Below are 15,971 nucleotides of genomic sequence, written 5' to 3' on the forward strand. Positions count from 1 at the left end.
GTTCCTGACCGGAGTTACGGACGCTGCCCAAAGGAAGTTGCAGGCGCGATGAAAAAAATCAGCCCTTGCCGATGACCGCTGCGACCAGAAGCGGCCCCTGCGCCACACCCGTGGGCGATCCGCCCTTCGTCTCAAGCGTTACGGCGAGGGTGGTGCCCGCGGGCAGGTCTTCAACGGGTACCCGCAGTTCACCGTCACGCAGAACGCCAAGCGAGATGGCGCCTTGGCCCTCGGGGATGATCCAGAGCTCGTAATCCTGCCCTTCGGCCGCCGCAGGACCCGCCGTTCGGACGAACGACAATTCGCCCCTGTCCTCGTAGAAGGCCGCAGCGACAGTCAGCGGCTGGTTCTCACCAGTGAGCGTTGCGGTTAGTGTTGCCTGTGGCTGGATTGCGGGCATGAAGACGGCGATCAGCATCGCCAGAAGCCCCGCCGCAAGCGCACCGAAGAGCGGCAGGCGCCAGCGCGGGGCGGCCGGAGCGGTGGGGAACAGCCGAGCCTCGATCCGCGCCTGCAGGTCGGAAGGCGGTTCAACGGGCATGTAACCTGCGTCGAGCGGTGCGAGATGCGCCTGCCAGCGCGCGACAAGCGTGGCGAAGTCCGGATCGGACGCAATCAGCCGCTCGGCCTCAAGCCGGTCGGGCAGGGGCAGCGTGCCGAGAACATATTCGGCGGCCAGCCCGTCGCGGTCGTCCATGTCCCGCCCTTCGGTCATGCCTCCAGACACTCCTTCAGTCGCAAAAGCCCCCGGCGCAGCCAGGAGCGCATGGTGTTGAGCGGCACCGCGTGACGCGCCGCCAGATCCTCGTAGCTCAGTCCGTTCAGATAGGCGCCCCGGATCGCGTCGGCGCGGGCCGGTTCCAGGGTGCCAAAACAATCGGCGATCCGTCCGGCTTCGCTTCGCGCGATGGCGGCGGCTTCCGGGCCGGGTGCGGGATCGCGCAGGCGCTCTGCCGCCTCGTCACCCTCGGCGGGGGCAGGGCGGGCGCGCAGCCGGTCAATCGCATGGTTGCGGGCCACTGCGATGAGCCAGGTCATGCCGCGCGCCCGTCCCGGTTCGAACCGGCGGGCGTTCAGCCAAATCCGTGTAAAGACTTCCTGCACCGCATCCTCGGCTTCGCTTCTGTCCTGTAGGATACGAAGCGCGACACCGAAAAGTTTCGCCGATGCCGCCTGATAGAGCGCGCGGAAGGCCGCGCGGTCGGACGCGGCCACCCTGAGGATCAGTTCGGCAATGGGGTCGCCCTCGCTCACCCGGTCCTTCTCCCGCCTGGTTCCGCTGACAGCATCGCCGGGGGTGCGGCGCTTGTCCAGCCTCTGTGACATGTCGTCCCGCGCGGGGCGCGCGCGGCCGATCCGTGCGAGGGGGCGCTGCCCCCTCGCGCTCCCCCGGGATATTTGGAAACGAAAGAGAGTATCAGGCCCGGCGACGACGTCTGCCGCCCTCGCCATCGCCGCCGCCGGTGTTGAAGGAGACGTCGGGAAGCGTGACGATCTTCATCAGTTCGGGGAAGGGGGCGGTGGCGTGCGGGATCGCGTTCGCGGCGACGAAATGTTCCTGGAAGCGCGGTTCGATCGCAGTTTCGACCTTGTGGATCCGCTTCACCTCGCCCTCGATCGCGGCGCGGGAGGAGACGTTGCAGAGCGCGATGCGGGCGCCGGTGCCAGCGGCGTTGCCGGCGGAGGTGACCTTGTCGAGCGGCACGTCGGGGATCATGCCGAGAACCATTGCGTGTTTTGGCGAGATATGAGCACCGAAGGCCCCGGCGAGGGTGACGCGGTCGACCTTCTCGATTTCGAGCTCGTCCATCAACAGGCGGGCGCCCGCGTAGAGTGCGGATTTCGCGAGCTGGATCGCGCGGATGTCGCCCTGGGTCACGGTGATCAGCGGGCCGCCGTCGGCGGTGCCATCGTGCAGGACATAGGCGTGGGTGCGCCCGGTCGGTACCGAGCGGGCGGTGCCGGTCTGTTCGGCCGAACCGATGAGGCCCGAGGGGTCGAGGAGGCCCGCGAGGCGCATCTCGGCCACCACCTCGATGATGCCCGATCCGCAGATGCCGGTGATGCCGGTCGTCGCCGTGGCGGCCGCAAAGCCCGGATCGTCGGACCAGAGGTCGGAGCCGATGACGCGGAAGCGGGGTTCTTTCGTGACCGGGTCGATCTCGACCCGTTCGATGGCGCCGGGGGCGGCGCGTTGGCCGGCGCTGATTTGCGCGCCTTCGAAGGCAGGGCCGGTCGGCGAGGAACAGGCGAGCACCCGGGTCTCGTTGCCGCAGAGGATTTCGGCATTGGTGCCTACGTCAACGATGAGGACCATGTCTTTGTATTTGTTCGGTTCTTCCGACAGGGCGACCGCCGCGCAATCGGCGCCGACATGGCCTGCGATGCAGGGCAGGATATAGACCTGCGCCTTGTCGTTCAGGGCGGAAAGGTCGAGGTTTGCTGCCGGGATTGACAGGCTTTCGGAGGTGGCGAGCGCGAAGGGCGCCTGGCCAAGTTCGACCGGGTCGATGCCCAGAAGCAGGTGGTGCATGACCGGATTGCAGACGAAGACCGCCTCGACGATGTGACTGGGGTCGACATTCGCCTCGGTCGCGATCGACTGGGCGAGGCCGTTGAGCGCCTGACGCACGGCCTGTGTCATCTCGCGGTCGCCGCCGGGGTTCATCATCGCGTAGGAAACGCGGCTCATCAGATCCTCGCCGAAGCGGATCTGGGGGTTCATGAGACCCGAGGAGGCGAGCACCGCGCCGTCGGTCAGGTCACAGAGATGCGCGGCGATGGTGGTGGAGCCGAGGTCGATCGCAAGGCCGTAGAGATGGCCCTCGAAGAAACCGGGCCAGATGTCGAGAAGTTTGGGCTGGCCGTGATGGTCGCGGTGGATGGCGACGGTGACTTTCCATTCGCCCTTGCGCAGGACCGGCTGCAGCCGCGACAGAAGATGAAGATCGGCCTGCAAGCCTTCGATCTGCCACTGTTCTTTCAGTGCTTCGCTCAGGCGCTGGAAGTCGCCCGAGGGTTCGTGCATGTCGGGCTCGGCCACTTCGACGTAATAGGTGCGGGTGGCAGGGTCCATCGTGATGTCGCGCACGGTCGCGGACTTGCGGATGACCTGGCGGTGGACCTGGCTTTCGGGTGGCACGTCGATCACGACGTCGCCCATCACCTTGGCCTGACAGCCGAGGCGGCGGCCCTGGGCGAGGCCGCGGATGCGGTTGTAGCGATCCTCGACCGCATTCCATTCGGACAGCGCGCCTTCGGCGACTGTCACGCCGTGTTTCGGGAATTCGCCGTAGCCCGGGGTGATCTGGCATTTCGAACAGATGCCGCGGCCACCGCAGACGGAATCGAGATCGACGCCGAGCTGGCGGGCGGCGGTCAGGACGGGTGTGCCCAAGGCAAAGCGCCCCCGCTTGCCCGAGGGGGTGAATATGACGAGCGCGTCTTCGGTCATGGTCGGTCTTTCGAACTGTTCGCCTGCCTTCGATAGCCGGATTTGCGGCAGGTGCAATGCCTGCAGGCGGCAGGTTGCGGTCAGGAGGCGTCAGCCGTGGGGCGCATGTGCCTGCCGGACCGGCGATGCCACCCCCCATGTGCGCCAGAGGACCGCAAGCGCAGACAGGAGTGCGAAGGCCCAGGCTGGCAGTCCGGTGAGACCAGCGGCGAGCATGACGAGCGCCATCGCGGGCATGGCAAAGCGGCGGCTGGCGGGCAGGACCATGACACGGTCGCGCACGAACCAGAGCGCGAGGTAGGTGAGCGCCAGCGCTGCGCCGAGATAGCGGGCGATCTCGGCCCCGGTCGCGTGGGCGTGATGGGCCGCCAGGTCGATCTCTGCCCCGATCGCGGCACCGGTCGCGGCGGTCGCGCCAAAGATGAAGACATGGCCGTAACCCCAATTGAAAACATAGAGAAAATCCATCTTGGCCAGATGATCCTTCTCGCAGAAATACAGCCACCAGATCGCATAGACGATGACGAGCGCGGCTGCCGAGGTGACGATGACGCCGCTGTCGGCCGTGCCTTCGTAAAGCAGACCGAACCCATGGGCGATCGACAGCATGATCTCGCCCAGAGAGATGATCATCAGAAGGCCGTAGCGTTCGATGATGTGATGGCGGTGGAAGGGTGTGCCATTGGCGCGCTCGGCGAAGGGCGGGACCGACCATTCAACGAGGAAGCAGAAGGCCCCGGCGACGAAGAAAGCGGTCGAGCCGGGCTCGGTCGCGTAATAGAAGACCGTCCAGGCGAGTTGCGCGATGAAGATGCCGCCCGCATAGCGCAGCGCCGTGACGCGGTGGTCGGGACTGCCTGCGGCGGCGCGCAGCCACAGGCCGATCATGCCGATCCGCATGATGATCCAGCCATGCAGGCCGTAGCCGAAGTCGAGCGTCTCGAAGATCTGACCGGCGCCGCCGGCAAAGAGCAAAGCGCCCCCCATGATCACAAGGACGAGGAGCCGGTAGAGCGCATCGTCATTGTCGAAGGCTGAGGCGAACCAGGTGAAATTCATCCAGGCCCACCAGATGGCGAGGAAGAGGAAGATGAAGCGCGGCAGCGCCTCGATCCCGTGGCCGTCCGCGATCGCATGGTGAAAGCCCGCTGTCACCGCAGCGATGGCGATGACGCTGACGAGATCGTAGAGCAGTTCCAGCGTCGTTGCCGGGCGGTGCTGTTCCGCCGGGTCGCGGGGGGTAAGTGCGCGTATCATGGTCGGCACGGCCTTCCTTTGAAGAAACCAGGCCCAATCTTGACCGCTGGATGCAGCGTGGCAACCCCCCTTGGCTGACGGGCAGCTCTTTACCCAAACCGGGCAGCTCTGGCGAAGGACGTCAGGCGCGGGCGCAGTCAGCCGTCGCCGTAGCGGGCGTCGTCGTCGGATTCGTCCTCGCCCTCGGGCAGGAACTTGGCCGACAGAAGGATGGAATGGTCGTCATGGGCAGGGTCCATCACCACGTCGGACGGCAATTCACCCGCCAGCCATTCCTTGATCTCGTCGCGGGCATCCTCGGGTGACTGGCCGGTCACCTCGGCGATATGGAGGACGAAGGCGCGCTGGTCACCGTCGATATCCTCAAGCGTTTCTTCGTCGCTTTCGGGCCAGCGGTCGATGATCGCCTCGAAGAAGGCGGGCCAGTTTTCGGCGACATGGTGCCATTTCATGACCGGATCCTCGGATGGTTCGCAGGTCCAGTGTGCCCCCAAACGCCTAGCGCGAAAAGAGTTTTGGCAAGGTGAGGGCGGCTACCAGTGCCGCCGCCAGTTGCGCGGCGATATAGGCGGGCGCGTTGGCGGGCAGGATTCCGGTGAACGTGTCGGAAAACATCCGCGCGACGGTGACGGCCGGGTTGGCGAAGCTTGCCGAACTGGTGAACCAGAAGGCAGAGGCAATCCAGGCGCCGACGAGCGCGGGCAACTGGCCCGGCGCATGCAGGCGTGCGCCGGCGATTGTCAGGCAAAGGCCGAAGGTGGCGATGGCTTCCCCGAGCCAGAGTCCGGGCGCAGCGCGTGCGGTCGTGGCGGTCTGCACGACCGGTTGACTGAACATCAGATGCGAAAGGCCGACGGCGAGCAGGGCGCCCGCGAGTTGCGCCACCACATATCCGCCGGCGCGGGCAGGGCCGATCTCGCGCGACAGAAGGAAATAGAGCGTGACAGCGGGGTTCATATGGGCGCCGGATACCGGTCCGAGGATCGTGATCAGCAGGTAAAGCACCAGGCCGGTCGCGAAGGCATTGGCGAAAAGCGCGATGGCAAGATTGCCCTGGGCAAGGTCGGTGCCCATGATCCCGGTGCCGATCCCGCACGTGACAAGGATCAGCGTTCCGATCAGCTCGGCGGCATAGAGGCGGGTCATTCGATGGTTCCGACGCGGGAGAGTTCCGTCTGAAGTGCGGCGCGGCTCAGGCGGCCGGGCTCAAGTGCCACAAAAGCCTCCGCGCGACGGTAGAGGCGGGCATGGGCGGCCTCGAAGGCCTCTTGCTGATCCGCCGGGGCGGCGGCGGCCGGGTCTTCCACGCCCCAATGGGCGCGGAGCGGCGTGCCGGGCCAGACCGGGCAGGCCTCGCCCGCGGCCGAGCCGCAGACGGTAATCACCATATCCATCTGGGGGGAGGACGTGCCCGCAAATTCGTCCCAACTCTTGGAGCGTAGGCCAGTCGTGTCGTAGCCCTTCGCCGTCAATAGTCGCAGCGACTGGGGATGGACGGCCCCTGCGGGCCGCGATCCGGCGGAGTAGGCCGTGATGCCGCGTGCGCGTCCAAGGCGATTGAGGATCGCCTCAAGCAGGATCGAGCGGGCGGAATTTCCGGTGCAGAGGACGAGGATGTTCATGCGCGCCCTCTTGCCCCGGAAATGTAACGGCCGTGCGACAGGCTCAGTTCAACGCATTCTGCGTCGCCCGCGCGCCGCCAGAAATGTCCTCGCCGATCCCGGCGATCGTGTTGCACCCGGCAAGTGCCGCGAGAAGCCCCAGAAGGATCAGTTTCTTCATGTCTATTCCTCGTACCACCAGACATCAGGCTGGAAACCCGGCCAGTCGCCGTATAGCGGAATGCGGTCCGGATGGTGAAGATGTTTCGAATAGGCCAGCCGCGAGACCTTGGAATACCAGACCGGGATCACATACCGCCCAGCCAGAAGCGCCCGGTCAAGGGCCTGGGTCGCGGCGGTGAAATCCTCGGTCGAGCGTGCGCCGACCATTGCGGCGATCATCGCGTCGATGGCGGGCGATTTCGCCCCCATCCAGTTGCGCGACCCGGGGCTGTCAGCCGCAGCCGTGCCCCAGTAAAGCGCCTGTTCATTACCGGGCGACAAAGACAGGGTGCGCCATATCCAGGTCATGTCATAGGCGAAATTGTTGGTCCGCTCCTTGTATTGCGGGCCGTCGACCATGGTCACGGTCGGGGTGATGCCAAGCTGCTTGAGCGATTCAAGGTAGATATTGACCGCCGCCTCCGCGTCCGTCGATCCGGCGGCAAGCACGATCTCGAAGGTGAAGGGCTTGCCGTCGCCGCCTTTCATCACCCCGTCAGATACGGTCCACCCCGCCTCTTCCATCAGCACGAGCGCCTTGCGGATATTCCCGCGATCGGTCGGTTTCGACGGATCGGCTACCGGCAGGTCATAGCCCTCGATCGTGCCGGGCGGCAGGTCAGCGGCGAAGGGCTGCAGAAGCTCCGCGACCTTGCCCGCGGCGGGGCCATGGTCGGTTCCGAGGACCGAGTTCGAGAAATAGGAGGTGATACGCGGCTCGGTTCCGCCGTTTACCGTCTGGTTGATGAACTCGAAATTGAAGGCGAGGATCATCGCCTCGCGCACCCGCCAGTCGGCGAACACGGGCGAGCGGCTGTTCATCACCAGACCCTCGATGCCCGAGGGTCGTTGATGCGGAATTTCTTCCTTGATCACGTCACCGGAGGCCACGAGTGGAACATCATAAGCGGTTGCCCATTTCTTGGCGCTGAATTCGCGGAAGGAATCGGTCTCGCCGGCGGTGAAGGCCTGGAAGATCACGTCGCCGTCGCCAAAGTAATCATAGCTGATCACGTCGAGATTGTTCTGGCCGCGGTTGAAGGGCAGATCCTTGCCCCAATAGTCAGGGTTGCGGCGGTAGGTGATCCGCTTACCCGGATCGACCGCGTCGATCACATATGGCCCGGATCCGATCGGCACTTCCATCGAGCTTTCCTCGATGTTCCGCCCCTCCCAGTCAGCCTTCTTCAGGACCGGCCGCAGGCCCATGAGAAGCGCGAGCTCCCGGTCGGCCACGTTGAAGGTGATCCTCACCTTACGCTCGCCGGTCTTTTCGATCTTCTCCACCTTCTTCCAGGCGCCCGCATAGCGCGGATGGACGGTGCCAAGCGTCTCGAAGCTCCAGATCACGTCTTCCGCCGTCACCGGACTGCCATCAGAGAATTTCGCCTCCGGTCTCAGGGTGAATTCGACCCAGGTCCGGTCTTCGTCCGTCTCAATCGATTCGGCCAGACGCCCGTAGAGCGAGAAAGGCTCGTCCATCGAGCGGCCCATCAGCGTTTCGATGGTGAAGATGGTGATCCCGTAGGGCGTGGTGCCCTTGACCGAGAAGGGATTGAGGCTGTCGAAGCCCCCCGGTTCGCCGAAACGCAACGTGCCGCCCTTGGGGGCGTCGGGGTTGGCATAGGGAAGCGCCACAAAATCGGGTGGAAGAGCGGGCTCGCCATACATAGCTATGCCATGTTTCGGCTCTGCCACGGCAACTCCCGCACCAAGCAATGCGACCATTGCAATCATCGGTGCCAGCGATCGTTTCAAGACCCATGCCCGCATACCGTCCCCCTGTATTATTGTTCCTGCGAGGCGCAACACTATCCGCTTGGCCATTGGCTTTCAAACTTTTCACTTGGACAACCGGCAACTTACCGCGTATAACGAAGGCACTGCTCGATAGGTTTCTTGCCTGTATGAAACCTGCCTCAATGACTGAACGCCCGCCTTGTGCGGGCGTTTTTTTCTGGGGTGCCCGGCGGGCCGCTCTTCGGTCGCGCCGCTCCCTCATCGCTGGCGAATCGGCTGGCGGTCAGGCGGTCGCGCGCGGGCGAAATTTCCACTCGACCTTTCGCACTCGCGGCACATATTCTCTGCCCCGCAGCATCAACGGGGACGGCGCATGACACTGGCGGGCAGAACGGCAATCGTGACGGGGTCGAATTCCGGCATCGGCCTGGGTGTGGCAGAGGCGCTTGCGGCGGCAGGTGCCGACATCGTGCTGAATTCCTTCACCGACCGCGATGAGGATCACGCGCTCGCTGAGGCGCTCGGCAAGCGTCACAAGGTCCGCGCCCGCTATATCAAGGCCGACATGTCGCGGGGAGAGGAATGCCGGGCGCTGATCGCCGCGGCGGGCGGGTGCGACATTCTGGTGAACAATGCGGGCATTCAGCATGTGGCGCCGGTCGAGGAATTCCCGGTCGAGAAATGGGACCAGATCCTCGCGATCAACCTGACGTCGGCCTTTCACACCAGCGCAGCCGCGCTGCCGGGGATGCGCGCGAAGGGTTGGGGGCGGATCGTCAATATCGCCTCGGCGCACGGGCTGACCGCTTCGCCCTACAAATCGGCCTATATCGCCGCCAAGCATGGCGTCGTCGGCCTGACCAAAACCGTGGCGCTAGAGGCGGCGGGGCAGGGGGTGACCTGCAATGCGATCTGCCCGGGCTATGTGCTGACGCCCTTGGTCGAGGCGCAGATCCCCGATCAGATGAAGGCCCACAAGATGGACCGCGAAACGGTGATCCGCGAGGTGATGCTCCTGCGCCAGCCATCGCGCCAGTTCGCGACGGTTGAACAGATCGGCGGCACGGTGGTCTATCTCTGCTCTGCCGCTGCAGATCAGGTGACGGGCACCACGATCAGCGTCGACGGCGGCTGGACGGCGCTCTGATCTCTCGCGCCCCAAAGCTATTCACGAAATTTCTTCCGGCTGCCTGCAGTCCGCGACCGGCTTTGACAGGAGCGTGGCACCTGTCAGATAGTGACCCCGGGGGGAACGGCGCAAAATGCTACCAAGCCTGCTGGTGATCGAGGACGAGGCCCATATCGCCGAGGCGCTGCGCTTTCTGCTGTCGCGCGCCGGTTGGCAGGTCGAGGTCCATGCCGACGGCGCGACGGCAGTCGAGACGATCCGGCGGCTTCAGCCTACGGCGCTGGTTCTCGATGTGATGCTGCCGGGCCGGTCGGGCTATGAGATTCTCGAAGAACTGCGTGCCGATCCGGCGCTTCGCGACCTGCCGGTCCTGATCCTCACCGCGCGCGGGCAGGAGCGGGAAAGGGCGCTGGCAGAGATGAAGGGCGCGAGCCTCTTCATGACCAAGCCCTTCGCCAATGACGAGCTGGTCGCCAATCTCAAGCGCCTCGCCGGCGATCCCGCCGCCACCCGGGCGGGCTAGCGCATGCGTCAGCCGCTCTTTCTTGCCCGCAAATCCTACCGCCTGAGACGGCTTGTCGACGCCGCGCGCCTCCTGCCCTTTCTTGGCGCCTTTCTCTTCATCCTTCCGGTCTTCTGGCGAGACCCGGCGAGCGGGCAGAGCCGGACGGCGCCGGGCGCGGTCTTTCTCTTCATCGCCTGGGCGGGGCTGATCGCCGCAAGCGCGCTCATCGCCCGCCGCCTTGCGCGGACAGAAAGCGGCGATCCGGACGGGCCGGGTGCGCCGGAGGAGCGGCAGGGCTGATGTCCTTCAACCTTCTCGTCATCGTCTGCCTTCTCTATGTCTCGCTCCTTTTCGCCGTGGCCTTCCTGGCCGAGCGGCGGGCCGAGGCGGGGCAGGGCGGCTGGCTGCGCTCGCCGCTGGTCTATACGCTGTCGCTGTCGATCTATTGCACCGCCTGGACCTTCTATGGCGCGGTCGGCTATGCGGCGCGTTCGGGGCTCGAATTCGTGACGATCTATCTCGGACCGACGCTTGTCTTCGCGGGTTGGCTCTGGATCGTGCGGAAACTCGTGCGCATCGGGCGGCGCGAAAGGGTGACCTCTATCGCCGACCTGATCTCGGCCCGCTATGGCAAGTCGAACCTGCTGGGCGTGGTGGTCACCGTGATCGCGGTTGCCGCATCGACCCCCTATATCGCGCTGCAGCTTCAGTCGGTGACCCTGTCGGTCGCGGTCTTTGCTGCCGACCGCCCGGCGGGATGGGCGCTGCCCGACGGCGGCGCTACGGCGGCCTGGGTGGCGGGGGGCCTTGCGCTTTTCACCATCCTCTTCGGCACTCGCAACCTTGACGCCGACGAGCGCCACCATGGTGTCGTCACCGCCATCGCGCTCGAAGCGGTGGTGAAACTTCTTGCACTGCTCGCGGTTGGCATCTTCACCGTCTGGACGGTGGCGGACGGCTGGGCCGATGTCTACGCAAGGATCGAGGCCTCGCCCGTCGCCGAATGGCCGCTGCGGCCCGGCCGCTGGATCGGCCTGACCTTCGTTTCCGCCGCTGCCGTCCTGACCCTGCCGCGCATGTTCCAGGTGATGGTGGTCGAGAATGTCGACGAGCGCCATCTGACGACCGCCGCCTGGGCCTTCCCGGCCTATCTTCTTCTGATGAGCCTCTTCGTCCTGCCTATCGCCGTCGTGGGGCTTGAGCGCTTGCCGCAGGGCGCAAATCCGGACCTTTTCGTCCTGACGCTGCCCCTGGCCGAGGGGCGGGGCGATCTGGCGCTTCTGGCCTTCCTCGGCGGCTTTTCCTCGGCCACTTCTATGGTGATCGTCGCGGCGATTGCGCTGGCGACGATGGTATCGAACCATGTCGTAGTGCCGCTCTGGCTCTCGCTTCGCCCCGCGGGTGCGCGCGCTACGGGGGATGTGCGGGGGCTCGTGCTTCTGTCGCGGCGATTGTCGATTGCCGCGATCCTCGGCCTTGGGCTCCTCTACTACCGGCTATCAGGCGGCTCCGCAGCGCTGGCGGCCATCGGCCTCATTGCCTTCGTGGGTGTTGCGCAGATCCTGCCCGCGATGATCGCGGGCCTCTTCTGGCGCGGCGCCACACGGGTCGGCGCTGGCCTCGGGCTTGTCACCGGCTTCCTGATCTGGCTCTACACGCTTTTCCTGCCCTCGTTCGGGGCCGACGGCATCCTGTCCGCAGAGATCATGGCGAACGGCCCGTGGGACATCGGCTGGCTTCGTCCGCAGGCGCTCTTCGGCACGGCCGCGCTCGACCCGCTTCTGCATGCGCTCTTCTGGTCGCTCGGGCTGAACAGTCTCGCGCTTATCACCGGTTCGCTTCTCTCCTTCCCCGGCCCGGTCGAACGCATCCAGGCTCTCGCCTTCGTCCGGGTATTCGAGGGCGACCGCGCGCGGCGCGGCTGGTCGCAGGGCGGCGCGGACGCCGAGGAGCTATTGACCCTCGCCCAGGGCATCCTCGGCGCCGACGAGGCGCTGGCTTTCTTCCAGGCCGAGGCGGCCTTTCAGGGCAAGGCCGGTTTCCTGCCCGACACGACCCCCGATTTCATCGAAGCCTTGGAACGCCGCCTTGCCGGCGCGGTTGGCGCGGCCACGGCGCATGCGATGGTCGCCCAGTTCACCGGTGCCGCTACCGTGTCGGCCGAGGAGCTGATGGCGGTCGCAAGCGAGGCAAGGGAGATCATCGAATATTCCGCCGAGATCGAGGCCAAGTCGGCCGAACTGGCCCGTACCGCCCGCGCGCTTGGCGAGGCGAACGACAAGCTGCGCGATCTGTCCGTGCAGAAGGACGCGTTTCTCAGCCAGATCAGCCATGAACTCAGAACCCCCATGACCTCGATCCGCGCCTTTTCGGAAATTCTCGGCGACCCCGACCTGCCGCCCGATCTGCGCAGCCGCTATACCGGCGTGATCCGGGAAGAGGCGGTGCGGCTCACGCGCCTCCTCGACGACCTCCTCGACCTCGCGGTTCTGGAAAACCGCAAGCTGCAGATGAATGTGAAGGCCGGGAACCTCCATGACCTGATCAGCCGCGCGGTCGAGGCGGCATCGAACACGCGGCCCGAACGCCAGATGGTGGTGCGCCGCGATCTGGGGGCGGAGTTCCTGCCGGTCTTCACCGATACCGACCGGCTGGTACAGGTCTTCATCAACCTCATCTCAAACGCGCGGAAATATTGCGACGCGCCGGACCCGGAGCTGAAGATCCGCGCCCGCCGCAAGGGCGGGCGGATCATCGTCGATTTCATCGACAATGGCGCGGGCATCCCGAAGAAGGATCAGGGCCTGATCTTCGAGAAATTCGCTCGCCTGACCGATACGGCAAAGGCGGGCGGCGCGGGTCTTGGCCTTGCGATCTGCCGCGAGATCATGGTCAACCTCGGCGGCTCGATCGCCTATCTGCCGGGGCAGGGGGGCGCGGCCTTTCGGGTGACCCTGCCGGTGCGTCCGCAGACCTCGGCCGGACTCGAGGCGGCGGACGGACCCGCGCCGAAAGAAACCCTTTCGTAACCCTGATCAGGCAGGCTTTGACCGAGCCCCGCACGCTGGCGGAAGCGTCCGGGCGGCATGATGAACGGGACGATGGACGCAAGCGACGACCAGATGCCTCTTGCCCGCAAGATCGCGGCGCACCGGCCGCGCCCGGCGGAGGATGGCTTCAGCCTGGAACGTGCGCTCTTCACCGCGCTCGCGCGTGTGGCGGAACGGCAGTTGCACCTGCCCGTCGCGCTGCGCGAGGGCGGGCTGGCAAGCCGGACCGGGGGGGAGATCGCCGAACTGCTGCCGGATCATGCGCTTGTCCTGTTGATCGAGGGACCGGAGGGCGCGCTTGGGACAGCCGTGCTTGATCCGGGCACCCTGTCGGGTCTCTCCGAACAGCTGATGCTTGGCCGGATCGGCGCCACGCCGCCCGACCCGCGCAAACCTACGCGCACCGATGCGGTGATGATGGCGGGTTTCCTCGATGCGGTTCTGACGGAATTCGACCAGCTTATAGCGGAGGAAGGCTTTTCGGGCGCGGGCTGGGCCACGGGTTTCCGCTACAGTGCCCACCTTTCCGATCCGCGCCCCTTGGCGCTGATGCTGGAAGCGCCGCTCTATCACGGCTTGCGCCTTTCGCTCGCGCTCGGTGGTGCCGAAGGACGGCCCGCACTCCTGTCGCTCGCCATGCCCGCCCGCGGCGCGCCCGCGCCGGCGCTGGCCGATTGCCCGCAAAGGATCGCAGCCGGGGCAGCGGAACCCTGGGGCGCGCCGCTTTCTCGGGTGATCGAACGGGTGGAGGTTGAGGTTGAGGCGGTTCTGGGCCGGGTCACGCTGCCGCTCGCCGACCTCCTGCGGCTCGAGGCGGGTCATTCCTTGCCGCTGTCGCGTCAGGCGCTCCATATGGTTCAGGTCGAGGGCGAAGATGGCAGGCTCATCTGCCTCGCCCAGCTCGGTCAGGGCAACGGCCATCGCATCCTGCGGCTGAGGCCCGCCGAGGAAGGGCAGCAGCCGATCGGCCTTGCCATCGGGCCGACGGTCGCGGTGCCTGCCTCCGAACAACCGCTCACACGCCCGCCCGCCCATGCGCCGACTGCGGCCGAGGATGGTCCGCTCGCCGCCGATCTGGCAAGCGCCGGTGGCCAGGGCGATACCGTCCCCGCCGGATTGTCGGAAAGGGTCGCCTGAGCCGCGCGCAGCGGCTCATCCGCCCTGACAGGCGTCTTCGCCGCGAAGAGGGCTGAAAGGCCCGATGAGCGGCTAGCCCAGCATCGGGCGCAATTGCTCCAGATTGTACCCCCAGCGCGCCGCCGCGCCAATCAGCTCATCCGCCGGGCGCTTGCCCGCCTGGGTCAGCGCCCAGGCGATGGACGAGCGGTTGCCGGACGCGCAATAGGCGAAGACCGGCCCGTCCGCCGCCATCGCCTCGGCCTGGCGGGCAAGGATCGCGGGTGAGAAATCGCCCGGCACGATCTGGTTGTCGACGAACTCAAGCCCTGCGGCCTCCACCGCCTTGCGCATCGCCTCCGAATGCAGCTCGGGCGGGATTTCCCGGTCGGGCCGGTTGCAGATCACCCGCACGAATCCCGCCGCCTTCAGGGCCGCGACATCCTCGGGCGCGATCTGCGGCGAGACCGCGTAACTCTCTGTCAGATGCCGGATTTCCATGTGCTTCCCTCCGCTCAGGCCGCCGCGCCGAGCCGGGCGATCCGGGTCTTGAGGGCAGGCGCGGCGACCATACCCGCCACCATGGCGAGAAGGAAGAGGAGACCGCCCGCGCCGGAGAAGGTCGCCGTCGCCATCGCCGGGCCGGGGCAGAGGCCCGCGAGCGCCCAGCCCGCGCCGAAGAGGATCGAGCCGAAGATCAGGTTCGGATCGAGGCGCACATCGGGTTTCGTCGGGAAGGCAGTGCCAAGCACCGACCCGCCGCGCACGCGGGTCATCTGCCAGGCGATCGCCATCGGCAGGATCGCTCCCGCCATCACGAAGGCCAAGGTCGGGTCCCAGGCACCGAACAGGTCGAGCCAGCCCTGGACTTTCAAAGTATCGGTCATGCCGGACAGAAGAAGCCCCAGCCCGAAGATCGCGCCCGCGAGCGCGGCGAAAAGGTTGCGCACCATCTCAGATCGCTCCCAGCAGATGACGGAAGAACAGCATCGCCGCGCCCCCCGCCAGAATGAAGGTCACCGTCGCCGCGATCCCGCGCAGCGAAAGCCGCGAGATGCCACAGACCCCGTGACCCGAAGTGCAGCCGTTCGCAAGCCGCGTGCCGATGCCGACCAGCACCCCGGCCGCGATGATGACCGTGAGATTGTCGGTCAGGTGATTGTCATATCCGCCCCGCATTAGCACGAGCGCGCCCGGCACCAGGATGAGCCCGGCGAGGAAACTCAGCCGCTCAGACGCATTGCCCCACCCCGAGCGGTCGACAAGCCCTCCGATCAGGCCCGACGCGCCCATGATCCGGCCGTTCACCAAAAGAAAGATCGCTCCGGCGAGGCCGATCATCAGCCCGCCCGCGAATCCCATTATCCAGTCTTGTTGCATTTCGCGCGCCTTTCAGACGTTTCTCTTCATACATATATTGAAATGAGAATATGACAAGAGCCGAAAGGTTTGACTTGCGTCAAAGCCCGGGCTTTTGCAGCCTCATATTCAGGCAGACGAAGGAGTTGCCATGAATTCGCCCGACACATCGCTCGACGCCCGCCGCACGCAGTTGACCGGCCGACAATCGTTCCTGCTCAAGCGTCTCAACAAGATCGAGACGGAGCTTGACGCGCATGAAGCCAAGGATTTCGAGGAAATGGCGACCGAGCGCGAAGGCGACGAGGTGCTCGAGGACCTTGGCCATTCCGCCCAGCATGAACTCAGGATGATCGAGGCGGCGCTCAGGCGGATGGAAGAGGGCGAATACGGCTATTGCACGACTTGCGGGTCAGAGATCGACGCCAACAGGCTCGACCTCATTCCGGCGACGCCTTTCTGTGCCTCCTGCGCCTCACGCCATGATGCCGATCGCGGCAGGCACGGATAAGGCGTTGAAATTGCCGCCGGTCTGACA

At 65.8% G+C, this 15,971-nt stretch carries 17 protein-coding genes; 6 read left to right on the plus strand and 11 right to left on the minus strand.

Annotated features, from left to right (window positions below):
• Nucleotides 1–58 precede the first annotated feature (58 nt).
• The 8 genes from OU426_RS01775 to OU426_RS01815 all read right to left on the minus strand — a co-directional run bounded on the left by OU426_RS01775 (nt 59) and on the right by OU426_RS01815 (nt 8,271).
• A complete protein-coding gene (locus tag OU426_RS01775; protein WP_267632131.1) occupies nt 59–715 on the minus strand; it encodes an anti-sigma factor in 657 nt (218 codons plus the stop codon).
• Nucleotides 712–1,326: a sigma-70 family RNA polymerase sigma factor gene (locus OU426_RS01780; protein ID WP_267632132.1), complete on the minus strand. Its 615-nt coding sequence runs from the start codon at nt 1,324–1,326 to the stop codon at nt 712–714. Before OU426_RS01780 ends, OU426_RS01775 begins: the two co-directional genes overlap by 4 nt.
• Before the next feature lie 91 nt (nt 1,327–1,417).
• Entirely contained in the window at nt 1,418–3,454 is a 2,037-nt protein-coding gene (locus OU426_RS01785; RefSeq protein ID WP_267632133.1) for an ASKHA domain-containing protein, read from the minus strand.
• A 90-nt stretch (nt 3,455–3,544) separates the two neighbouring features.
• On the minus strand, nt 3,545–4,711 hold the full coding sequence (locus OU426_RS01790; RefSeq protein WP_267632890.1) for a low temperature requirement protein A: 1,167 nt from the start codon (nt 4,709–4,711) through the stop codon (nt 3,545–3,547).
• A gap of 137 nt (nt 4,712–4,848) precedes the next feature.
• Nucleotides 4,849–5,163, minus strand: coding sequence for a hypothetical protein (locus OU426_RS01795; protein WP_267632134.1), 315 nt, complete (start codon nt 5,161–5,163; stop codon nt 4,849–4,851).
• A 46-nt stretch (nt 5,164–5,209) separates the two neighbouring features.
• Nucleotides 5,210–5,857 carry an aquaporin gene (locus tag OU426_RS01800; RefSeq protein WP_267632135.1) on the minus strand — a complete coding sequence of 216 codons (648 nt, stop codon included), beginning with the start codon at nt 5,855–5,857 and terminating at the stop codon, nt 5,210–5,212.
• The gene (locus tag OU426_RS01805; RefSeq protein ID WP_267632136.1) at nt 5,854–6,333 is read right to left on the minus strand and encodes an arsenate reductase ArsC; all 480 of its coding nucleotides are present in this window, start codon (nt 6,331–6,333) and stop codon (nt 5,854–5,856) included. The genes OU426_RS01800 and OU426_RS01805 overlap by 4 nt, the downstream gene beginning before the upstream one ends.
• A gap of 162 nt (nt 6,334–6,495) precedes the next feature.
• The gene (locus OU426_RS01815; protein ID WP_267632891.1) at nt 6,496–8,271 is read right to left on the minus strand and encodes an extracellular solute-binding protein; all 1,776 of its coding nucleotides are present in this window, start codon (nt 8,269–8,271) and stop codon (nt 6,496–6,498) included.
• 376 nt (nt 8,272–8,647) lie between these two features.
• Here OU426_RS01815 and OU426_RS01820 point away from each other — a divergent pair, with 376 nt between their 5' ends.
• From OU426_RS01820 to OU426_RS01840, 5 genes are all read left to right on the plus strand, one after another.
• A complete protein-coding gene (locus tag OU426_RS01820; RefSeq protein WP_267632138.1) occupies nt 8,648–9,421 on the plus strand; it encodes a 3-hydroxybutyrate dehydrogenase in 774 nt (257 codons plus the stop codon).
• A 115-nt stretch (nt 9,422–9,536) separates the two neighbouring features.
• Entirely contained in the window at nt 9,537–9,926 is a 390-nt protein-coding gene (locus OU426_RS01825; protein WP_267632139.1) for a response regulator transcription factor, read from the plus strand.
• Nucleotides 9,927–9,929: 3 nt separating this feature from the next.
• Nucleotides 9,930–10,208: a hypothetical protein gene (locus OU426_RS01830; RefSeq protein WP_267632140.1), complete on the plus strand. Its 279-nt coding sequence runs from the start codon at nt 9,930–9,932 to the stop codon at nt 10,206–10,208.
• Nucleotides 10,208–12,937 carry an ATP-binding protein gene (locus OU426_RS01835; protein ID WP_267632141.1) on the plus strand — a complete coding sequence of 910 codons (2,730 nt, stop codon included), beginning with the start codon at nt 10,208–10,210 and terminating at the stop codon, nt 12,935–12,937. Before OU426_RS01830 ends, OU426_RS01835 begins: the two co-directional genes overlap by 1 nt.
• Nucleotides 12,938–13,009: 72 nt before the next feature.
• The gene (locus tag OU426_RS01840; RefSeq protein ID WP_267632142.1) at nt 13,010–14,095 is read left to right on the plus strand and encodes a FliM/FliN family flagellar motor C-terminal domain-containing protein; all 1,086 of its coding nucleotides are present in this window, start codon (nt 13,010–13,012) and stop codon (nt 14,093–14,095) included.
• Nucleotides 14,096–14,167: 72 nt separating this feature from the next.
• Here OU426_RS01840 and OU426_RS01845 read toward each other — a convergent pair whose 3' ends face one another.
• Genes OU426_RS01845 through OU426_RS01855 form a run of 3 tightly spaced genes read right to left on the minus strand, consistent with a single transcriptional unit; the run spans nt 14,168 to nt 15,454 of the window.
• Nucleotides 14,168–14,575 carry a protein tyrosine phosphatase family protein gene (locus OU426_RS01845; RefSeq protein ID WP_267632143.1) on the minus strand — a complete coding sequence of 136 codons (408 nt, stop codon included), beginning with the start codon at nt 14,573–14,575 and terminating at the stop codon, nt 14,168–14,170.
• 14 nt (nt 14,576–14,589) lie between these two features.
• On the minus strand, nt 14,590–15,024 hold the full coding sequence (locus OU426_RS01850; RefSeq protein ID WP_267632892.1) for a DUF6691 family protein: 435 nt from the start codon (nt 15,022–15,024) through the stop codon (nt 14,590–14,592).
• 4 nt (nt 15,025–15,028) lie between these two features.
• Nucleotides 15,029–15,454 (minus strand): YeeE/YedE family protein, encoded by a 426-nt coding sequence (locus OU426_RS01855; RefSeq protein WP_267632144.1) that lies wholly within the window; start codon nt 15,452–15,454, stop codon nt 15,029–15,031.
• Nucleotides 15,455–15,584: 130 nt separating this feature from the next.
• On the opposite strand from OU426_RS01855, the gene OU426_RS01860 reads away from it, so the two are divergent.
• Nucleotides 15,585–15,944: a TraR/DksA family transcriptional regulator gene (locus OU426_RS01860; RefSeq protein ID WP_267632145.1), complete on the plus strand. Its 360-nt coding sequence runs from the start codon at nt 15,585–15,587 to the stop codon at nt 15,942–15,944.
• The last annotated feature ends 27 nt before the right edge of the window (nt 15,945–15,971 follow it).

The organism is Frigidibacter sp. RF13 (assembly GCF_026626305.1).
GTDB lineage: Bacteria > Pseudomonadota > Alphaproteobacteria > Rhodobacterales > Rhodobacteraceae > TMP-24.